We start from the raw sequence: 19,983 nt of genomic DNA on the forward strand, positions 1-19,983 counted from the left end.
TAGTTCCTTGATTTAGAGCTTTTTAAATAGCCTGAAATTCTAAAGACAGAAAATAGAGCCTAACTAATATTGTAACTTTGAAAGTTCTGTAAGATTTATGAGTATATATCTGAGAATTCAATGTGAATTTTTTTTACTTTATCTTCATCAGAAGTTGCTGCATCCACGTTACATCTAGCACTAGGCTTAGTTGTTAAGCTTGCAGGTAAAGTTATAATAAACTCACTACCTTTTCCAAGATGGCTTTTTACAGTTATTGATCCATCATGCATATTTACCAGAGATTGAACAAGGGATAATCCTATACCACTGCCTTCATGATTTCTGTTCAGTAATCTATCAACTTGTCTAAAACGTTTAAATATTACTGATTGTTTTTCAGGCGCTATCCCAATGCCAGTGTCCTTGATAGATAATTGTATATTATCCCCTAAATCAGTTAGAGTAACAGTTATTGTATCATTAGGTAATGTGAATTTTATGGAATTTGAAATAAGATTCAGTATTATTCTTTCCATCATTTCAGGATCAACCGCCATTATTTTCTCTTCTGTATTTGTGTCAAAAATAATTTTTCTTGATTTAGAATTAACATAATCAACAGTAGAAAGAGTTATATCCTCTATTATTTCTACGATGTTTACGTTCATTTTATTTAATTCAAAGTAACCTGAATCGATTTTCGTAATATCAATTAAATTATTAACTAGCTTCAATAATCTATAGCAGTTTTGTTTTATTGTTGCGTGATAAGAATTTAGTTTATTAGGTGAAACTTCTTCAGCTCTAGTGAATTTATATTCAAGAAGCTGAGTTGTGGTGAATATAATATTTAGCGGTGTCTTCAATTCATGAGATATGTTTGAGAAAAACTCCACTTTGAGTTTATTATATTCCCGAGTTTCTTCTAAGAGTTTGTTATTTTCTTTTACAAGTGTATTGAAACTTCTTGAAAGCACGCCAACTTCATCATTGCTGTCTATATTAGATTGAACACTGAGATCCCCTTCTGTAACTTTTTCCATACACGATTTTAAATCCATGATTGGTTTAATGATTGTATGAGATAAAAATAATGCAATCATAATTCCTATAAATAATACAATAATACCAATAGCCAGTGCGGTATACATTATTGAGTTTGAAGCAGAATTTATATCATCATAATTTGCGGTAGCAACGATATGCCAATCCCAAGGTTCAAAATATGTGAATGCAGCCATTTTCCAAGTTGATTGGAATTCATATTCAATTGAACCAGATTTTCTTTGTATGATATCTTGCGCGAAATCATAGTTGAACAAGTTATCTCCTTTAAGGGTAGGGTGGAAGATTACATCACCTGAGGAGTTTACGATATAAACATATCCTGTATTACTTATCGTAATTTCGTTTATAACTTCTTCAAGGTAATCATTTAGTTGTTCATGACCTAAACCTAAAGCCCCAATTAAATTATTGTCTTCATCAAACAATGGAACATAGCCAGAAATATACCAAGAATCTTCAAAACGAGTTCTTGCATAATATGATTCCTTATTTGTAATCCTATGATATATTTCTGAGGTGGAATCTATATATGTACCAAATGCAGATTTCCCATTTTCGGTTACATTAGTACTTACTCTAATTAGTTTATGAGAATCAAATAAAAAAATTGAACAAACAGCTCCAGTTACATCTTCAACTTTTTGAATATAGTCATGGGAATTTATTAAATCTTCTTCCCCGGCATATAAATTTGGGAGGGAAGTTCCCTTAATATTTATATTTTCATCATGATCAATACGAAAATTTCCATAGCTTTCTAAAATTTCTGAAGCATATTTAAGGTCTGTGGATACTTTATCAAATAATAAGTTATTTCGTACACTTACTATGTCAAGTATCAAGTTTGAGATGGTTTCGCTTTTTGCAGCAATTTCTTTAGAAAGGGCAACTTCAGCTTTTGAGCCTAGAATACTTCCTAAAAGAGTTGTAGAAAAGATAATAAGGAATATATAACTCCATAAAAGTTTTGATTTTATGCTCATAAATTTCTCCCTTATACTAATATAGTAATTATTGAGCTGTAATATATGCACTAATGTGTATATATACATTTCTACAAAAAAATAGTCATTCCTCCAAAATATAATAAATTTATCAAATAAGTTAGCTTTAGGTTTATTAAAAAGGAGCAGAATCATTGTAATTTTCAAAAGAAAAAAATTTTTAATGATAAATTTAAAATATCTAAATAATTCGGAAAAATGAACGATAACAAAAAGTGAAACTATGTACTAATAAAAATAATATATTAAGTAATTGTATTACTTCAGGAGGGGATTATTGGATGTTTGGACTAATGGTTGCTGCAGTTATGAGTATAAAACATATAGTTATTACAATGGGAATCCTCCTTATTGTAATTTTTGGGTATTTAGGATATAGAATAATTAGTATGGGTAGGCATATAGAAGAATTAAATATAGTTAAGGAAAAATCAAATGATGAGATCCAAGAACGTTTAATTGCAGAAGACAGAGCTATGAAGTTTGCCAATATAATAAAGTATTCAGATGATGCCATAATAGGAAAAGACATCAATGGATATATAACAAGTTGGAATAATGGAGCAGAGAATGTTTATGGGTGGAGAAAAGAAGAGGCTGTAGGAAAGAATATATCTATTCTTTATACAGAAGATAATGAAAGTGAAATTAATGAAATAAAGAAAGATGTGAAAAATGGAATTAAGATTAAGGGATTAAAAGCTAAGAGAAAAAGAAAAGATGGTACTGAAATATATGTTTTTCTTACAGTTTCCCCCATCAAAGATTGCAAAGGTGAAATCATTGGAACCTCGTCCATTTCCAGAGATATAACATATCATATGGAAAATGAATTGAAAATTCAAAATAGTTATGAGGAACTTTCGGCAGTATATTCACAGTTAGCAGCTGCAGAAGAGGAACTTAGAGCACAATATGATGAACTTTTGAATAGGGAAAGAGAACTCAGAAATAGTGAGGAAAGATATAAATCAGCATTAGAAATTACTAATGATGGTATATTAGAATGGGATATTGGCACTGATAGGTATTTTGTATCAGATAGATGGTATACTATTTTGAACTGTGCTAATTCAAATAATGATAGCTTTCTATCGTATCTAAAAAAAATAGTACATAAAGAAGATATGTCAAAAATATTAAGAGCTTATGTTAAGCATGCTAAGAATAAAGAAGAGTCTTTTAAATGTGAATTCAGATTGAAGACCTTTGATGGTGGGTATAAATGGATATATTTCAAAGGGAAAATGATAAAAGATGATGAAGGTAAACCTTTAAAGTTCATAGGCGCACTAACAGATATCAGCGAGAGGATTGAATTCCAAGAAAAGATAAGGTTTCTTGCAAATTACGATATGCTTACTAATCTACCTAATAAAGCATTATTCTTTAACACATTAGAGAGAGAATTAAAAAATTCAAATGAGAATAACACAAAAGGGGCACTGATTGCAATTGACCTTGATGAATTTAAGATAATTAATGACACACTAGGACATGCTGTCGGTGATAAAGTATTGATAGAGGTATCCAATATTTTGAGAGAAGTAACAAATAATGAGCATCTTATCTCTAGAATTGGAGGAGATGAATTTATTATTCTCATTAATAAATTTGAAGATATAAATGAAATCACAAGTATTTGTAGAAAGCTAAGTGAAGTTATGAAGACCCCATTATCTATAGACGATAAGGAAATATATACACGATTGAGTATGGGAATTGCGATTTTCCCATATAATGGACGTGATAGGGGCACGATATTTAAAAATGTAGATACAGCACTTTATGAATCTAAAAGAAGTGGTAAAAATAAATTTACTTTCTTCGATAAAGAGCTAAGTGAGAATATTATGAGAAGAGATAAAATTGAAAAAGGATTAAGGGAAGCTCTTGATAATGATGGACTACATCTGGTATATCAACCTAAAATAGATATTAACAATAACAAGATCGCAGGATTTGAAGCTCTTCTAAGATGGCATAGTGAGGAACTTGGATTTGTTTCTCCAATGGAATTTATAGAAGTTGCAGAGGAGAGAGGGTTAATCTGTAAAATTGGCAAATGGGTAATTGAAAGAGTAACAAGACAGAATAAGGAATGGAAGAAACAGGGGTTTGAGTATGGAACAATATCAGTAAATGTTTCACCAAAGCAAATCCAGAATGAAGATTTTATTCAAGAGATTGAAAAAATAATGAATGATTGTGAAGTATGCCCTACACTCTTAGAAGTTGAAATAACTGAGAACTCTTTAATGAAAGAATTTGATTATAATGTTAAGGTTCTTAAACAACTGAGAGAAAAAAAGATTAATATTTCACTTGACGATTTTGGAACAGGATATTCATCTTTAAGCTATCTGAAAGAACTACCAATAAATATATTAAAGATTGATAAATCATTTATAGATGACATAGAGAATGACAACAATAAGAAGTCTATCGTTGATGGTATAATTCAACTAGCGCATAAAATAAATTTAGAGGTTGTTGCAGAAGGGGTAGAAAGTGAAGAACAGTTAATAATACTTAAAGAATTGAACTGTGATATTATACAAGGATATTTCTTTAGTAAGCCAATTTCATCGGAAGAAGTTGAAAGTAAATATTTTAGTGGAATTTAATAAGAAAGAGTTTAAAAGAAGTTGAGAGTTGTGAGTGGAGAGGGGAGAACGTTGGACATTTCACTCCGTGAAATTTTTATTGTATTGTTTAAGGAATAAGAGGGGTTTACTCGTTTCATTTGGAATGAAACATTGTATTTTTAATACAATATTTTATCCAAAGATAAAATGAGTAAACCTTTCATGTCTAAAGACCGATGAGATGTAGTTTTTACGTAAGCAAAAACATCTTACGTTCTCAACTCTCAACTCTCCATTCTCAACTTCTTTTGAAAGGTTTTAGCACGGTGCACCGTGCTTTTTTAGTGTCCAAAGGGGCTTGAGAAGCATAAAATAAGTATGAGTTAAATTTTAAGAGAAGGGGTTTTATGGATAAAAATATTATTCTAGATGGTGATAGAATAGAACTTGTCAGTGTTAGAGAAGAGTATATTTTTAAAATAATGAAATGGAAAAATGATGAGAGGATACGAAAGTGGTTTTTGAGTAATGGAGGCATAGATGAAGAGATGCAAAGAATCTGGTTTAGTAGATATGAAGAAAGACAAGACGATATAATGTTTGTGATAAAGGTTAAAGAAAATGGAAAAATTATTGGAAGTGTAGCACTTTATTCAATAGATTTTAAAGAGAAAAACTGTGAATTTGGAAGAATGGTTATTGGTGAATGGCAATATCTTAGAAAGGGATATGCTAAAGAAGCTATAAAGATAATAAGTAAATATGCATTTAAGAAATTGGAGATGAAACAAATAAATTTAGAAGTATTAAGCAGCAATGAAAGAGCTATAAAATTATATGAGAAAATTGGGTTTGTTTATGATGAGCAAGTGGAGAAGAAAGGAATAAAACTTATAAGAATGGTTTTAACTCGTGGATATAAGCACGATTAATGTGATAACTTATTAAGGAAAAATTTCAAATTCCTTAATAATAAAAAATATGGATTTTGTGGTATAATTTAAGGAAGAAGAAATGATAAAGAAGAAAGAACGAATAAGAAAGAACAAAGAACAGAAAATAAAGAACAAATAATGATAATATTCTTCATGCTTCAGAATATTTTAATAAATATTAGGACATATTTTGAATAATACAAAAGAATGGAATCTGCTAAATTTATATATGATAATGGTGGATGCGTGAGAGAGGAGAAATTTTATGACATTGGAACATTTAAAAGAATTTGATAAGGACATATATGAGGCTATTAAGAATGAAGAAGAAAGACAGAATGACAAGATCGAACTTATAGCTTCGGAGAATTTTACAAGTGAGGCTGTTATGGAGGCTATGGGTTCAAAGCTTACTAACAAATACGCTGAAGGATATCCTAATAAGAGATATTATGGTGGATGTGAATTTGTTGATATAGTAGAAAATATAGCTAGAGATAGAATGAAAGAATTATTCGGAGCTGAACATGTAAATGTTCAACCACACTCAGGTTCACAGGCTAATATGGGAGTTTATTTTGCTATACTTGAACCAGGAGATAAGGTTTTGGGAATGAATCTTACTCATGGAGGACATCTTACTCATGGAAGTCCAGTTAACTTCTCAGGAAAATTATATAATTTCGTATCATATGGTGTTGGGAGTGATGGGTATTTAGATTATACCGAGCTTGAGAAAATTGCAATTAAAGAGCAGCCTAAGATGATTGTTGCTGGAGCTAGTGCATATTCAAGAGTAATTGATTTTAGTAAGTTTAGAGCGATATGTGATAAGGTAGGAGCATATTTAATGGTGGATATGGCGCATATTGCGGGACTTGTAGCGGCGGGAGTACACCCGAACCCAGTTCCATATGCTGATTTTGTTACAACTACAACTCATAAGACTTTAAGAGGACCAAGAGGAGGAGCTATACTTTGTAAAGAAAAATACGCAAAACTTATAGATAAGAGCATATTCCCTGGAATACAAGGAGGCCCTCTGTGTCATGTCATTGCAGCAAAAGGAGTTTGTTTCAAGGAGGCAATGAGTGAAGATTTCAAGAAATATATGAAACAAGTACTTAAAAATGCTGAAACATTGTCTGTAGAACTAAAAAAGAGAGGCTTCAACATACTATCAGGTGGAACTGATAATCATTTGGTATTGGTTGATTTAAGGAATAAAGAAATAACAGGTAAAGATGCTGAAAGATTATTAGACGAAATTGGAATAACTGTAAATAAAAATACTATTCCATTTGAACCATTAAGTCCTTTTGTAACAAGTGGAATAAGAATGGGAACTCCAGCTGTTACAACAAGAGGATTTGTTCAGGAGGATATAGTTGAGATAGCAGATATAATTTCCTGGGCAATAGATAATGCACTTAATGACCTTACTCCAGCGAAAGACAGGGTTAAGAGACTTTGTGAGAAGAAAAAACTATACAAATAACAGAGAAGAAAGAATAAAGAAAAAAGAATAATCTATTTGAATAAATTAACTTTAATAAAGAATCTCTATAAAAAAGTTAGGAGGACAATGTATGCTTTTTAACAGCTTTGAATTTCTGATATTTTTTCCTTTAGTAACAATAGCATATTTTATGATTCCTCATAAATACAGATGGGCGCTTTTGTTAGGCGCTAGTTACTATTTTTACATGGCATGGAAGCCGGAATATATAATACTGATTATCATATCTACTGTGATTGATTATTTTGCTAGTATAATGATGGAAAAGCAGGATGATAAAAAGAAAAGAAAAAGGTTTTTATATTTGAGTTTAGCATCTAATCTAGGGATATTGTTCTTTTTCAAATATTTTAACTTCTTTAATGATAGTATAAGGGCAGTGATGGAATTATTCACTCTGGAATATAGTGTAAGAAGTTTTGATATACTTCTTCCTATGGGGATATCTTTCTATACATTTCAGACACTGAGTTACACTATTGATGTATATAGGGGAAGAAGAAAGGCGGAGAGGCACTTTGGAATATTTGCTTTATATGTGACCTTCTTCCCACAATTAGTGGCAGGACCAATTGAGAGGTCGGATAGGTTGTTGCCACAGTTCTATGAAAAACATGAATTCGATTATAATAGAATAGTAAGTGGACTGAGGAGAATGTTATGGGGATTCTTTAAAAAGATGGTTATTGCAGATGGAATCGCCATAATTGTAGACAGGGTGTATGATTCACCTCAACAGTTTTATGGATTTCCTCTCATACTAGCCACGGTATGTTTTGCTATTCAAATATATTGTGATTTCTCAGGATACTCTGATATTGCCATTGGATCAGCAAGAATATTAGGATTTGACCTTATGGAGAACTTTAAATCACCATATTTCTCAAAAAGTATAAGTGAATTTTGGAAAAGGTGGCATATATCATTATCAAGTTGGTTTAAAGATTATGTATACATACCGCTAGGAGGAAACAGAGTAAAGGTACAAAGAGTTTATTTTAATCTCTTCATAACATTCCTTGTAAGTGGATTATGGCATGGGGCGGATTGGACATTTGTTATATGGGGTGCCCTTCATGGTGTATATCTTGTAATTGGTAGAATAATAAAACCTTTAAAGGAGAAAATTATCAAGATTACAAGAATAGATAATATACCAATACTTAATTTGCTTCATGGGATGATTCAAAGAATTATAACATTCTCTTTGGTGTGTTATGGATGGGTTTTCTTTAGAGCAGAATCATTAAGTGATGCAATGTACATAAGCAAGAATATGTTCAATGGACTTGGGAATATGAAGAGTTTAACATATATTAAGGATATCTTATTACCTTCAGGGGTGGATAAGGAGAGGTTAATTATAGTGTTTATCAGTGTACTAATATTACTCGTGACTCAAGCAATTAGTAGAAGAGATGACGCTATAGAGAGTGTGCACAATAAGCCTATAGTAATGAGATGGGTTTCGTATTATTTTATATTAATTATAATAATATTGTTTGCAGTATTTGAAGATGGAAACTTTATTTATTTTCAATTTTAAAAGGAATTTAAATATAGAATGAAATTTTGTAACCCTATCCACTTCAAACATCCTTAAAACACTGGAGATTTGAAATGAATAGTGCAACAAAATTTAAATCATTCCATATGAGGTGGGCATATGAAAAAATTTATATTAAAATTTACTATATTCATAACTTTGTTTGTTGTGACATTTCGGTTGTTTATAGGTGCCACTGAAGAAAAGTTATTAAGAGTATATGGACCAAACACACAAATGCAGATAGAGCAAAGTTTTAAATATGCATTAAAAGAAGAATATAATCTTATTATATTAGGAAATTCCAGGATGTATAGAGGAATAAATCCTGATATGTTCAATGTGAATACCTATAATTTTGCACATGATAACGATACATATAATCAAATGTATTACAAGCTTTTATATCTGGAGAAGAATAATAATTTACCAAACAGCGTGCTTATTGGAACCGATTATTTTCAGTTCTCTTTTATAGCAGATACAAGAAATTATATTTATAAAAGTCTTTTAGATCCCGAATATATGAAGGATTACTCATTTCATTTTAATGAAGATATGAACAGGAGAATGACAGAATTACAAAATAACCTTCTTTTGAGATGGAACAGCATATTTGAAGAAGAGGATGAGAATAGGAGATATTTAAAAGGAAATGGGCAGTTTATAATTCCAGGAATACCTAGCGAAACGGATACTGTAACTAGAGAAAGTAAGATGCTGCCTATACAGAAGGAATATTTTGAAAAGATAATAGAGTATTGCAAAGATAAAAATATTAAAGTTATAGTGGTTATGCCGCCACTTAGAAAAAATGAACTTATAAATTACACTGATGAGTATTTAAAGGAATTTAATCAATATATTAATGATAGTCTTGGAGAAGATGGGGTATACTTGAACTTTACTTATGATGCTAGGTTTAATATTAATGATTTTACTGATATAACTCATTTGGATAAGGAAGGGGCAGATAAATTCTCTAAGATACTATGGGATCGTTTTAAAATAAACTTTCCCTAAAGTTGTTTCAAAAAGTGAAAGAACCGTTCACATTTTGAAACAAAGGGTAAGTAATTTTTAAGCCGACCCTTAGGGAAAATATTGAGAGAGAGATTAAATATGATGGAGAAGATTAAGAGTTATTTAAAGCTTTTTAGAGTTAAACAATGGATAAAAAATGGATTTGTATTTTGTGCACTGATATTTTCAAGAAGTTTTACTAATACTGATAATATTTTTGTAACAATAAAAGCTTTTATTGCATTTTGTTTTGTATCATCTTTTGTGTACATAATAAACGATGCTTCAGATATCGAGAAGGATAGAATGCATCCAGTGAAAAAGAACAGACCTCTTGCAAGTGGAAAGGTTTCTCTTAAAGAAGGATACATATTAGCCTTTATTATGATATTTGCTGCATGTGGTATAAGTTATAATATTAATAGCCTATTATTAAGGATTACATTATTATATGCCGTATTAAATATACTGTATACATATAAACTAAAGAATATAGCTATAATAGACGTGATGAGCATAGCTGCAGGATTTATATTGAGAGTAGCAGCTGGAGCAGTAGCAATAGATGTGAAACTTTCCAGCTGGATAATAATCTGTACGGGATTACTTTCACTATATTTAGGTTTTGGAAAGAGAAAGAATGAATTATATCTTTTAAAGGTAGGAGCTGGAACTCATAGAAAAACCCTCTCTCAATACAGCGAGGAATATGTGGATAGAATACTTCTTATGTTACTTGGGTTGACTATAATCAGTTACATATTATATTGTATTGATGGAACAGAATATGCACGGATGATATACACAATCCCATTTGTTATATACGGAACCCTTAGATATGAGATGCTTCTGAGTACTAACAAAATGGGTGGAGCACCGGAAGAGGTATTTATTCAGGATAAACCCTTCTTGGTGAATATTGTTTTATGGTTAGTGACATGCTTATGGGCAGTGGCGCTTTAGGAAACATAGTTGAGAGTGGAGAGTGTAGAGTGGAGAACGATGGAGGGTTCTGACCAAAGGTCAGAACCTTAATTTTATTGGTTAAGTAACAATAAGATTTTGCTCGTTTCATTAGGAATGAAACATTGTATCTTAGGTGCAATATTTTATCCTTGGATAAAATGAGTAAAATTCTATTGGTCTAAAGGTCGATAAAATCTAGTTTCTGCTCAAGGAGCATAAACATCCTACGTTCTCCACTCTCCATTCTCAACTTCCAACTTCTTTTAAAATTTAACTTTATATAGAATAAGAACTTAAGTTCGTGTATAATATATAATAAAAGGGAATTTCTAAAGGGGGCGTTTGGGGTTTTATGAGTTATGCAAGTTTTGATAACGTTAAAGATAATAGATATAGAAATAATAAATATGAAGATGATTTGTTTTTTAAGAAGAAGAGCAAAAATAGAATAATATTTCATATAGATGCTAACTCGGCGTTCTTATCTTGGGATGCGGTATATAGATTGCAACATGGTGAGGGTGTGGATTTAAGAGAAATTCCCTCTGTTGTGGGAGGGGATCCTAAATCTAGGCATGGAATAGTTTTAGCTAAATCTATTCCAGCTAAAAAATTTGGGGTGCAAACAGGAGAGTCTTTAATGGAGGCCAAGATAAAATGTCCAAAGCTTACAGTGGTTCCACCAAGGTTTCATATTTATATTAAGAGTAGTAATGCTATGTTTGATATTTTTAGTGAGTATACACCAACAATACAGAGATATTCAATTGATGAATGTTTTTTAGATGTAAGTGAGAATGAAGATGCTAAAAGAGATCCTTATGAACTTGCTATAAAGATTAAGGAGAGGATAAAATCAGAATTAGGATTTACGGTGAGTGTAGGGGTTTCTAATAATAAACTTCTAGCAAAGATGGGATCGGAACTTAAGAAACCAGATGCATCTACAACACTTTTTCCCCAGGAGATTGAGAACAAGCTTTGGCCTTTGCCGGTGAGGGAATTATTTATGGTGGGGAGAGCAACAGAAAAAAAACTAAAGACTATTGGAATCAATACAATTGGGGAATTAGCACAATGTGAGGTGGGAGTTCTTAAAGAAAGAATGAAGAGTCATGGAAAACTTGTTTGGGAATATGCAAATGGCATAGATCATTCTTTGGTAAGAAGAGAAAACTATATAGAGATGAAAGGGATAGGGAATTCAACTACAATATCATTTGATGTTGATACTAAGGAAGAGGCTCATATGGTATTAATGTCCTTGGTTGAAACTTGTAGTATGAGACTTAGAGACTCGGGGAATATATGCAAATGTATAACGGTTTCCATAAGAAACAGTGAGTTTATAAACTATAGTCATCAAAAGGTCATGGCATATGAGACTAACTGTACAGATGATATATATATAGAAGTGATAAGATTGTTTGATGAAATGTGGAAAAGAGAACCTATAAGACACCTGGGAATACGATTATCACATCTATCTACCTCAAAGAATAGGCAATTAACATTATTCGATTATAAAGATATAAAGAAAAAAGAGAGTTTAGATTCTGTAATTGACGGAATAAGGATGAAATATGGAACAGATGCTGTTGTGAGAGCTAAGTTTATTCATAGTGGTTTGAAACCTATTAGAGGTGGAGCTGGGGCAGAGAGTTATCCTGTAATGAGCAGCATTCTTTAAAGACATAGTTGAGAGATTAAAAGAAGTTGACAGCGGACAGTTGACAACGGACAACGATTGACATTTCACTCCGTGAAATTTTAATTGTATTGTTCAATGAATAAGAGCCGGATACTCGTTTCATTTAGATTGAAGCATTGTACTTGAAATCCAAGAGTTTATTCGTTGATAAAACCAGTGAAAATATTTTTTAAAAAAAATAATAAGGTTTTACTATAAATACAATATTTTATCGCAAGATAAAATAAGTAAAATCACTTTGTGCTAAAGAACAATAAAATAAAGGTTCTGACATAAGTCAGAACCTTTATTTTATTGTCAACTTTCAACTTCCTTTAAAAGTTTCCATTCTAAGCTTCTTCTAAAGCTTTCATTATGAATTTCTTTTCTTTAGAGATTTAAAGCTAAGTATTCGTCTTTAATCCAATTCATTTTCTTCATTATATAATAAAAACCAAGTGTTAATAATGCTGGTGCGATTATCTGCATTATTAGAATCATTATTATTAACTGTGCGGGTGGCGTTGTTGAACTCATAGAAGCCCATGTGCCAAATTGACCTACTAAGCCGCTTGTACCCATTCCAGCACCAAGAGGATTATTTGTCATTTTAAGTACTGAAGTTGATATAGGGCCAAGTATTGCACCTGCAAGTATTGGTGGTATCCATATCTGAGGCTTTTTAACTATATTTGATACTTGTAACATTGAAGTACCAAGTCCTTGTGAAATTAAACCTCCTACACCGTTGGCTTTAAAACTCATAACTGCAAATCCAACCATCTGAGCGCAACATCCAACAGTAGCAGCACCAGCAGCTAATCCATCAAGCCCAAGAGAAATTGCAATGGCAGCGCTACTTATAGGGGCAGTTAAGAACATTCCCATTAAAGCGGCAACCAGAATACCCATTGGAATTGGATGAAGTTTTGTTGTTACATCAATTATATCTCCCATATAGATCATGAATTCAGATATAGGTGGTCCAACAAATTTCCCTGCTAAAGAACCAAGTATAATTGTAGTTAATGGAATCACAACAATATCAACTTTGGTCTTACCACTTACTAAATTCCCAAATTCAGCACCAACTACAGCGGCAACAAAGGCTCCTACTGGTCCACCAAGGGAATAACCAAAAGCTCCAGTGGCAACTGATGAGAAGATTACTAGAGGAGGCATTTTAAAACCATAAGCTATTGCGCATCCTATAGCTGCCCCTACAACTGGGGATTTTGCTCCTATTATAGCTGAAAATTCTTTAAGAAAACCTAAAAAAGGTATTTGAGATAATTGTGACAAAATTAACCCTATAATTAATGAAGAAAATAAACCTAATGCCATGTAACTCAAACCTGTTATAAAATATCTGTTCAGGACTTTCTTTAAGAACTTAGAACCTGAATTGATTTCATTATTGTCTTTTTTATCAATCATATAAACTCCTCCCTTATATACACAGCTGTATATACATTAAAAGTATATCAATGTTTTACATATGAGTAAAGAAAAAAAGAAAAATAAATTAAAAATGTGCAACTAAAATAAATATAGTGACGTATTTATATATGTGTGTAAAAACAACAGGAAAAATTCACAATCATTAAGTGAATAAAAAGTTTTAAAAGTTTTTTTGAAAAAAGTGCAACTAAAATTTAAAACTTAACGTATTTAATAATGTGTGAAAAAAGCAATGCAAAGTTAATTTGTTAAGAAATTAAGAAATTAAAAAATATCAAAAAGATTGCAACCAAAATCTATATCGTACGTTATTTATTATATAGACAGTAATCGCAGATGAATTATGGTCTGGATGATTTTAAGTGTTGACTTGAAATGAATATGTAATATATAATAGAATGAGCATGATATTCTTATAATGGGATAATGATGACTTGCATCAGTTGAATGCAACGGTAGGGATGGTTGACAATTGGTACAAGCTATTATGGACATGCTAACCAAAATAAACAAATAAATATATTTTTAAACAGGAGGGGACTACAATAATGAAGGCTATTAAAAGAAAAATCAGCTTATTTTTAGCTGGCTTGATGGTTGCTAGTGCTGTAAGCGTTATGCCAACAAGAGCTGAAGGTACAACTACAGTACCAACAAATGTTAAGTTCTTCAACGCTCATCGTGAAGTAATTGCTGGCGATGAAATGGGAGTATTCATTACTTCAGAAGCAGAAGGACAAGTTCAATACAAAGTTTGGTTCTACGATGCAGAAGGAAACTGGACAGAAACAGAGTACAGTGAAGCAGTAGATCCATCAGTTCCATACTACATGGAGTTACCTGAAACTTTTAAAGAAGGACAAAACACTATTTCTGTTTGGGTTAAAAGAGCAGACGTAGATGTAACTGAAACTGAGCACTACAAAGAAGACGTTAAATCAGGATATGATACTTTCCACTACAATCATTTATATGCTGATAAAGAAGGATTCAGTGCTGGTGAGAAAATTGACTACACTATGAATGGTAAAACTGTTACAATCAACAGTGTTACTGGAGTAGAAGAAGGAAGCGAATTCAAAGTTTACTTCTATGACTACGCTAACAGCAAGTGGGGAGAAATTTCTACTGAGTGGAGTGGCGAGCCAGTTGAGTACACTTTCGAAGAAGAAGGATACTACTTACTTGACGTTCAGATCAACAAACCTGAAAGTGACGAAAAGTATGATGCATTAAGAATGGAAGTTATCAATGTAACTGAAAATGCTTCTGCAACAGTTGCTGTTACTACTTCTGTAGATAAATTAATGTTTGGTGCTAACGTAACAGTTACTGCTGATAATGATGGAGTTGCGACTTACCAAATTTTCACAAAAGTTGGTGAAAACATGGAAGCTCTTCATGATGATAAAGTTGTAGTTGGAGAAGTTGCTGAAGATTTATTCCCAGCAGAAGAAGGACAAGAGGTTACTATTAAATTCTTCGATGCAGAAGGAACTTTTGTTGGAGAAGTTAATACTGAATTAGGTAAAGAAGCTTCTTTCAAAATTGAAAAAGAAGAAGAAATAGAGCTTAAAGATTTTGTAGCAGTAGCTACTTTAGAAAAATTAATGTTTGGTGGAAATGTAACTGTAACTTGTGAAGCTGAAGAAGTTGCTACTTACCAAATCTTCACAAAAGTTGGAGAAGACATGGAAGCTCTTCATGATGATAAAGTTGTAGTTGGAGAAACTGCTAAAGATTTATTCCCAGTAGAAGCAGACCAAGAAGTTCTTGTTAAATTCTTCAATGCTGAAGGAACTTTATTAGGACAAAGCGAAACAACTTTAGTAAAGTAATTTAGAAATTTAATTTAATATATTGTTAAGAAAAAATAGATATAATTGGAGGGTAACAAATTATGAACGGTAAAAAAATTACTAGCTCAGTTTTAGCTGCTATCATGTTAGCAGGAACAACTAACGTATTTGCTGCAATGCCAGACAAATCAGTTGTAATTGGTGAGAAAGCTTTTGCTTTTAAATACGCTAATGCAGATGAAAACAAGAAAGAAATCTTAGATGCAATGAAAAACAAAGGTGAGGGTTCAATCTACGTTAAAGCTATGAACAAATGGTATAACAATGATAACTCTATCCTAGAAGATACTTCAGTAATCCCAGCAGTTGTTTATACAAATGTTGAAGGTGAAACTGCTGATTACGAAGCTGCTGATGGAGAAGTTTCTAACGGCGTTTCAGACGAATTTGAAGTAGTTGATGTAAGTGCTATTAGTAATACAAAAATCAAAGTTGAATTAAAAGAAGAAGTTGAAGCAGTTTCAACAGCGGGGTTTCAAATCGTTAAAAAAGGAACTGAAGACGTTGTAGAAGTTATAGATGCAACTGTTGAAGGTGACGTTGTTATATTAACTACTGATGCAATGGATGCTGGTCAAGCGTACACTATAACAGCTAATGAAGTTTCAAAAAACTTCACTGGTATTGCTAAGAAGACTTCAGCTCCAACAGTTAAAACTGTAAACTGTGTTGATACTGAAAGAGTAGAAATAAGCTTTGACATGCCTTTAGATAGAGAAACAGCTGAAGATGTTGCTAACTATACATTAAATAAGGATGCAACTGTTTTAGAAGCTAAATTAAGTGGTTCAAGAAAAACTGTAACATTAACTACAGAAGGTGTTACAAAAAACAAAATGTTTATTTTAAAAATTGCAGATGTTTTAAGTGCTGATGATGTAAAAGTAGCTAAAACAAGCAGAAACTTTGTAGGAAAAGTTGATACTTTAGCTGCTACAATTTCAAAAGTTGTTCCTGTTAACAACACTCGTATTGAAGTTCTTTTCAGTGATGTAAATGGTGTTGATAAAGAGTCTGCTGAAAATGTAAGCAACTATACAATCAAAACTGGTACAACTGAATTAGAGATAGAGTCTATCGAGGCTGTATTAAATACTGACACATATTTATATGACAAAGTAATAATCGTTACAGAAGCTCAAACTGCTGGTAAGAAATACACAGTTGAAATTGATAACTTAAAAGATGGTTCTGTAGCAGAAAACATTAACAAAAAAGCATTAAAAGGAACATTCTACGGAAGAGTTGCAGATAAAACATCTCCATCTGTTGATCCTGCAAGTGTTGAAGTTCTAAGTAATACAAAGGTTAGATTCACAATTAATGAAACTAACGCATTAGATTACGGTACTGTTTTAGATCTTAACAATTATGAGTTTAACAATGATTTAGAAGTTTTAAATGTTGAAGTAGAAGATCAAGATGAACCTTATACAACATCAGGAAGAACTGTAATACTAACTACTAGTGAGCAAACAAAATCTAAATCTTATACATTAACTGTAAAAGGTATTTCAGACGAATTTGGTAATGCAATGAAGACTGTTGGTTCAAGCTACAGAAAATATTATTTCGTTGGTAAGGGTGATGATGTAACTCCACCACACATTACAAATGTTAAAGTTAGTAACAACACAATTGTTTACTTAACTTTCAATGAAGTAGTAAATAAAGAAGCTGCTGAAGATCCAACAAACTACGATATAGCTGAAATTTATGGAAGCCACGATATTGGTTCACCAATAAGTGCTACAGTTACAAGCTCTGGTAAAGGTAAAGTAGTTAAATTAGTAATGGCTTCTCAAAAAGTAAACAAAACTTACGGAATTACTATAAATAACATAGCTGATGCTTCAGGTAATGAAACAGTTGATGCATATGGAGAATTTATTGGTAAGAGAGTAGAGAATGACAACGAAAGACCAGAAATGTTATATGCAGAAGCATTACACAAAGACGAAGTATGGGTATACATGAGTGAAGCAGTTGATACATCTTCTACTGAGTTTACAGCTGAAAACTTAAGTGATCATACTACTGTTGTTTTCGAACTAGCTTCTAGTCGTGACGATGATACATTACTTGTATTTAAACCTAAGACAGGTACATTAGTTAATAATGCAACTTACAAGATTACAGATTTAAGAGGTGTAACAGACCCTACTGGTAACACATTACGTTATGTGGCAGCTGAAGCTCCTATTAAATTCATTGGAACTACTCGTGCAAACATAGCTCCAGAAGTTGTGAATTGGGAACAAAGAGATGCTAAAACTGTAAGAGTTTACTTTAATGAAGAGGTTCAAGTTACAGGTACATTAGGAACTGTTGTAATTTCAGGAAATGACACGCCAACAGCATACTACCAAGGTTCAGATAAGACTTACGTTGATTTCATAGTTGGTACTAATTATGATTATAATAAAACTACAGAGATGAATTTCAGTAACATAATTACAGATATGGCAGGTACAGCTGCTAAGGATGAAAAAACTCCAATAGTACCTTACATCATCGATGAAGAAAAACCTGTAATTGCAAATGTTTATGCTGATGATAATACAAACATCGTAGTTGAATATGATGAAAAAATTAGTTCATATTCATTAAGAAAGAAAGGTATCAATCCAATATTAGGAAACTATAGAGTTTCTTATGACGAAGATAATGTAACTAAGTATGTAAACATTAAGAGTGTTTATAGATATTCTGATACTAAAGTTGGATTAGAAACATCTACACCATTATCTGCTACAATAGTTTACAAATTAGTTCCAATTAACGGTGTTAAAGATATAGCTGGTAATCTATCATCTGTTAGAGATGTAGAGCACATTTTCACTGGTTCAGAAGTAATTAACTCTGACTACATTAAAGGTGTTAAAATAGTTAATGGTACTACTATTAACGTAGGTGGACCTGTGACTTCTGTTAAAGAAGTACTTGCTAATGATACATTAAGCGGTGATTTAGTTGCTTCAACTGATAGCGATGATAATGTTACATTAACAGTTCCATTAGTAAGTGGAAGCACTTATAGAGTATCAACAGCTAATGATTCTTGCGATTTTGATGGAATAGTTCAAAATGGTGGATTAAGAGTTGTAAGAAATGATTCTACTGCAGCTGAGATTACTTATGCTGGTTTATCAACAGCTAATCATACAGTAACAGTTTATAACGTAGCAGATTTAACTCCTGAAACAGTTACTGTTGTTGGAGATAGATTAATTATTGCTAAAGGCGATGTTGCTGCTAATGATAAGTTATATGTAGTTGTAAAAGATAATGCAGCTAACAACGTTTTATATGCTGCAAACGTAACTGTAGAAGCTGGAGATGTTGCAAATCCAGATCAATATTATGTTGATTCTGCTAAAACAGGTTTAGATTATGCTGGTTTCACATTCACAGCTTCTGAAGATAAAGATACTGTTAAAGGTAATATAACTTTACCAGAAACAGCTACAATAGATGGTCAAACTGTAGCTATCGCATGGGCAGAAACTGCAGATACTTCTAATGTTGCAGCATATGCTACTGGTACAGTAACTATTACTCAAAGTGCTACAGATGATGTAAATGAAGTTGTTACATTAACAGCTACTTTAACTAAAGGTACTATTAGTGAGACTAAAGAGTTTACATTCACTGTATTAGAAGGTAAAGCACCAACTGTTACATCTTCAATTTTAGAGCAAGCTGATTCTGCTGATGATGCTAAAATTGCTTTAGCTGAAGGTGATTCACATGTATTCACATTTAGCGAAGCATTAGATGCTAGTAGTGTAACTGCTGTTGAGAATGCTTTAGCTATTGCTGGTACAAATGCAGATAAAGTTACAAAAACTTGGAATGCTGATAATACAGCTCTAACTGTAGCATTAGCAGATGATGCTGACGCAGGTACTACTCTAGTAGCTGAGATTACAGTTACTGGTAATGTTACTGCTAACATCACTGATGCTGCTGGTAATACAACTTCAGATGCAATATTAATTACAGACAACTAAAAAATTTGGGATGCTTAATCTGAATAGTATAGATAAAGTAACTAAAAATTAAAGGTTAAATGAGAAAGGATACTTCGGTATCCTTTCTTTTTTTTAAAGGCTGATAGATTTACTTAGTATCTAAGTATCTATCAGTCTTCTTTTTGAGTAATCCTGAGAGATGAATAATATATAGTTGAATAAATAATATCCATAGTTTATAGCTCAATAATATGATGTATTAACAAATTAGAATGATGATTCTCCTGAAAGAGTGTCAGAGACTGATGGAAGTAATAGTTACAGATAGATATGTAAACATATAAAATTGTTTCCTTTTTTAAACTTTT

Annotated in this window: 11 protein-coding genes; 9 read left to right on the forward strand and 2 right to left on the reverse strand. The window is 31.9% G+C overall.

The window, feature by feature from the left end:
- Positions 1 to 95: 95 nt before the first annotated feature.
- Positions 96 to 2,033 (reverse strand): Cache 3/Cache 2 fusion domain-containing protein, encoded by a 1,938-nt coding sequence (locus tag KDK92_RS10920; protein WP_250859288.1) that lies wholly within the window; start codon positions 2,031 to 2,033, stop codon positions 96 to 98.
- 302 nt (positions 2,034 to 2,335) lie between these two features.
- Between KDK92_RS10920 and KDK92_RS10925 the strand changes: the two genes are divergently transcribed.
- From KDK92_RS10925 to KDK92_RS10955, 7 genes are all read left to right on the forward strand, one after another.
- Positions 2,336 to 4,681 (forward strand): sensor domain-containing protein, encoded by a 2,346-nt coding sequence (locus KDK92_RS10925; protein ID WP_250859289.1) that lies wholly within the window; start codon positions 2,336 to 2,338, stop codon positions 4,679 to 4,681.
- Between the two features lie 368 nt (positions 4,682 to 5,049).
- Positions 5,050 to 5,574, forward strand: a complete 525-nt coding sequence (locus tag KDK92_RS10930; protein ID WP_250859290.1) for a GNAT family N-acetyltransferase — start codon at positions 5,050 to 5,052, stop codon at positions 5,572 to 5,574.
- 268 nt (positions 5,575 to 5,842) lie between these two features.
- Positions 5,843 to 7,075, forward strand: coding sequence for a serine hydroxymethyltransferase (glyA, locus tag KDK92_RS10935; RefSeq protein WP_276575940.1), 1,233 nt, complete (start codon positions 5,843 to 5,845; stop codon positions 7,073 to 7,075).
- A gap of 91 nt (positions 7,076 to 7,166) precedes the next feature.
- Positions 7,167 to 8,642, forward strand: a complete 1,476-nt coding sequence (locus KDK92_RS10940; RefSeq protein WP_250859291.1) for an MBOAT family O-acyltransferase — start codon at positions 7,167 to 7,169, stop codon at positions 8,640 to 8,642.
- A 120-nt stretch (positions 8,643 to 8,762) separates the two neighbouring features.
- Positions 8,763 to 9,665, forward strand: a complete 903-nt coding sequence (locus tag KDK92_RS10945; protein ID WP_250859292.1) for a DUF1574 domain-containing protein — start codon at positions 8,763 to 8,765, stop codon at positions 9,663 to 9,665.
- 99 nt (positions 9,666 to 9,764) lie between these two features.
- On the forward strand, positions 9,765 to 10,628 hold the full coding sequence (locus KDK92_RS10950) for a decaprenyl-phosphate phosphoribosyltransferase (protein WP_250859293.1): 864 nt from the start codon (positions 9,765 to 9,767) through the stop codon (positions 10,626 to 10,628).
- 355 nt (positions 10,629 to 10,983) lie between these two features.
- Positions 10,984 to 12,321: a Y-family DNA polymerase gene (locus tag KDK92_RS10955; RefSeq protein ID WP_250859294.1), complete on the forward strand. Its 1,338-nt coding sequence runs from the start codon at positions 10,984 to 10,986 to the stop codon at positions 12,319 to 12,321.
- A gap of 390 nt (positions 12,322 to 12,711) precedes the next feature.
- Here KDK92_RS10955 and KDK92_RS10960 read toward each other — a convergent pair whose 3' ends face one another.
- Positions 12,712 to 13,758, reverse strand: coding sequence for a PTS sugar transporter subunit IIC (locus KDK92_RS10960; protein WP_250859295.1), 1,047 nt, complete (start codon positions 13,756 to 13,758; stop codon positions 12,712 to 12,714).
- Positions 13,759 to 14,330: 572 nt separating this feature from the next.
- Between KDK92_RS10960 and KDK92_RS10965 the strand changes: the two genes are divergently transcribed.
- Together KDK92_RS10965 and KDK92_RS10970 are read left to right on the forward strand one after the other, a co-directional pair.
- Entirely contained in the window at positions 14,331 to 15,620 is a 1,290-nt protein-coding gene (locus tag KDK92_RS10965; protein WP_250859296.1) for a hypothetical protein, read from the forward strand.
- A 62-nt stretch (positions 15,621 to 15,682) separates the two neighbouring features.
- Positions 15,683 to 19,654, forward strand: a complete 3,972-nt coding sequence (locus KDK92_RS10970) for an Ig-like domain-containing protein (protein ID WP_250859297.1) — start codon at positions 15,683 to 15,685, stop codon at positions 19,652 to 19,654.
- Positions 19,655 to 19,983: the final 329 nt, after the last annotated feature.

This window comes from Oceanirhabdus seepicola (assembly GCF_023684385.1).
Classification (GTDB): Bacteria; Bacillota; Clostridia; order Clostridiales; family Clostridiaceae; genus Oceanirhabdus; species Oceanirhabdus seepicola.

What these genes read in the sequence shown, in the direction of transcription:
- KDK92_RS10920 (WP_250859288.1), bottom strand. Translation starts at nt 2,033, where the DNA reads ATGAGCATAAAATCAAAACTTTTATGGAGTTATATATTCCTTATTATC.
- KDK92_RS10925 (WP_250859289.1), top strand. Translation starts at nt 2,336, where the DNA reads ATGTTTGGACTAATGGTTGCTGCAGTTATGAGTATAAAACATATAGTT.
- KDK92_RS10930 (WP_250859290.1), top strand. Translation starts at nt 5,050, where the DNA reads ATGGATAAAAATATTATTCTAGATGGTGATAGAATAGAACTTGTCAGT.
- glyA (WP_276575940.1), top strand. Translation starts at nt 5,843, where the DNA reads ATGACATTGGAACATTTAAAAGAATTTGATAAGGACATATATGAGGCT.
- KDK92_RS10940 (WP_250859291.1), top strand. Translation starts at nt 7,167, where the DNA reads ATGCTTTTTAACAGCTTTGAATTTCTGATATTTTTTCCTTTAGTAACA.
- KDK92_RS10945 (WP_250859292.1), top strand. Translation starts at nt 8,763, where the DNA reads ATGAAAAAATTTATATTAAAATTTACTATATTCATAACTTTGTTTGTT.
- KDK92_RS10950 (WP_250859293.1), top strand. Translation starts at nt 9,765, where the DNA reads ATGATGGAGAAGATTAAGAGTTATTTAAAGCTTTTTAGAGTTAAACAA.
- KDK92_RS10955 (WP_250859294.1), top strand. Translation starts at nt 10,984, where the DNA reads ATGAGTTATGCAAGTTTTGATAACGTTAAAGATAATAGATATAGAAAT.
- KDK92_RS10960 (WP_250859295.1), bottom strand. Translation starts at nt 13,758, where the DNA reads ATGATTGATAAAAAAGACAATAATGAAATCAATTCAGGTTCTAAGTTC.
- KDK92_RS10965 (WP_250859296.1), top strand. Translation starts at nt 14,331, where the DNA reads ATGAAGGCTATTAAAAGAAAAATCAGCTTATTTTTAGCTGGCTTGATG.
- KDK92_RS10970 (WP_250859297.1), top strand. Translation starts at nt 15,683, where the DNA reads ATGAACGGTAAAAAAATTACTAGCTCAGTTTTAGCTGCTATCATGTTA.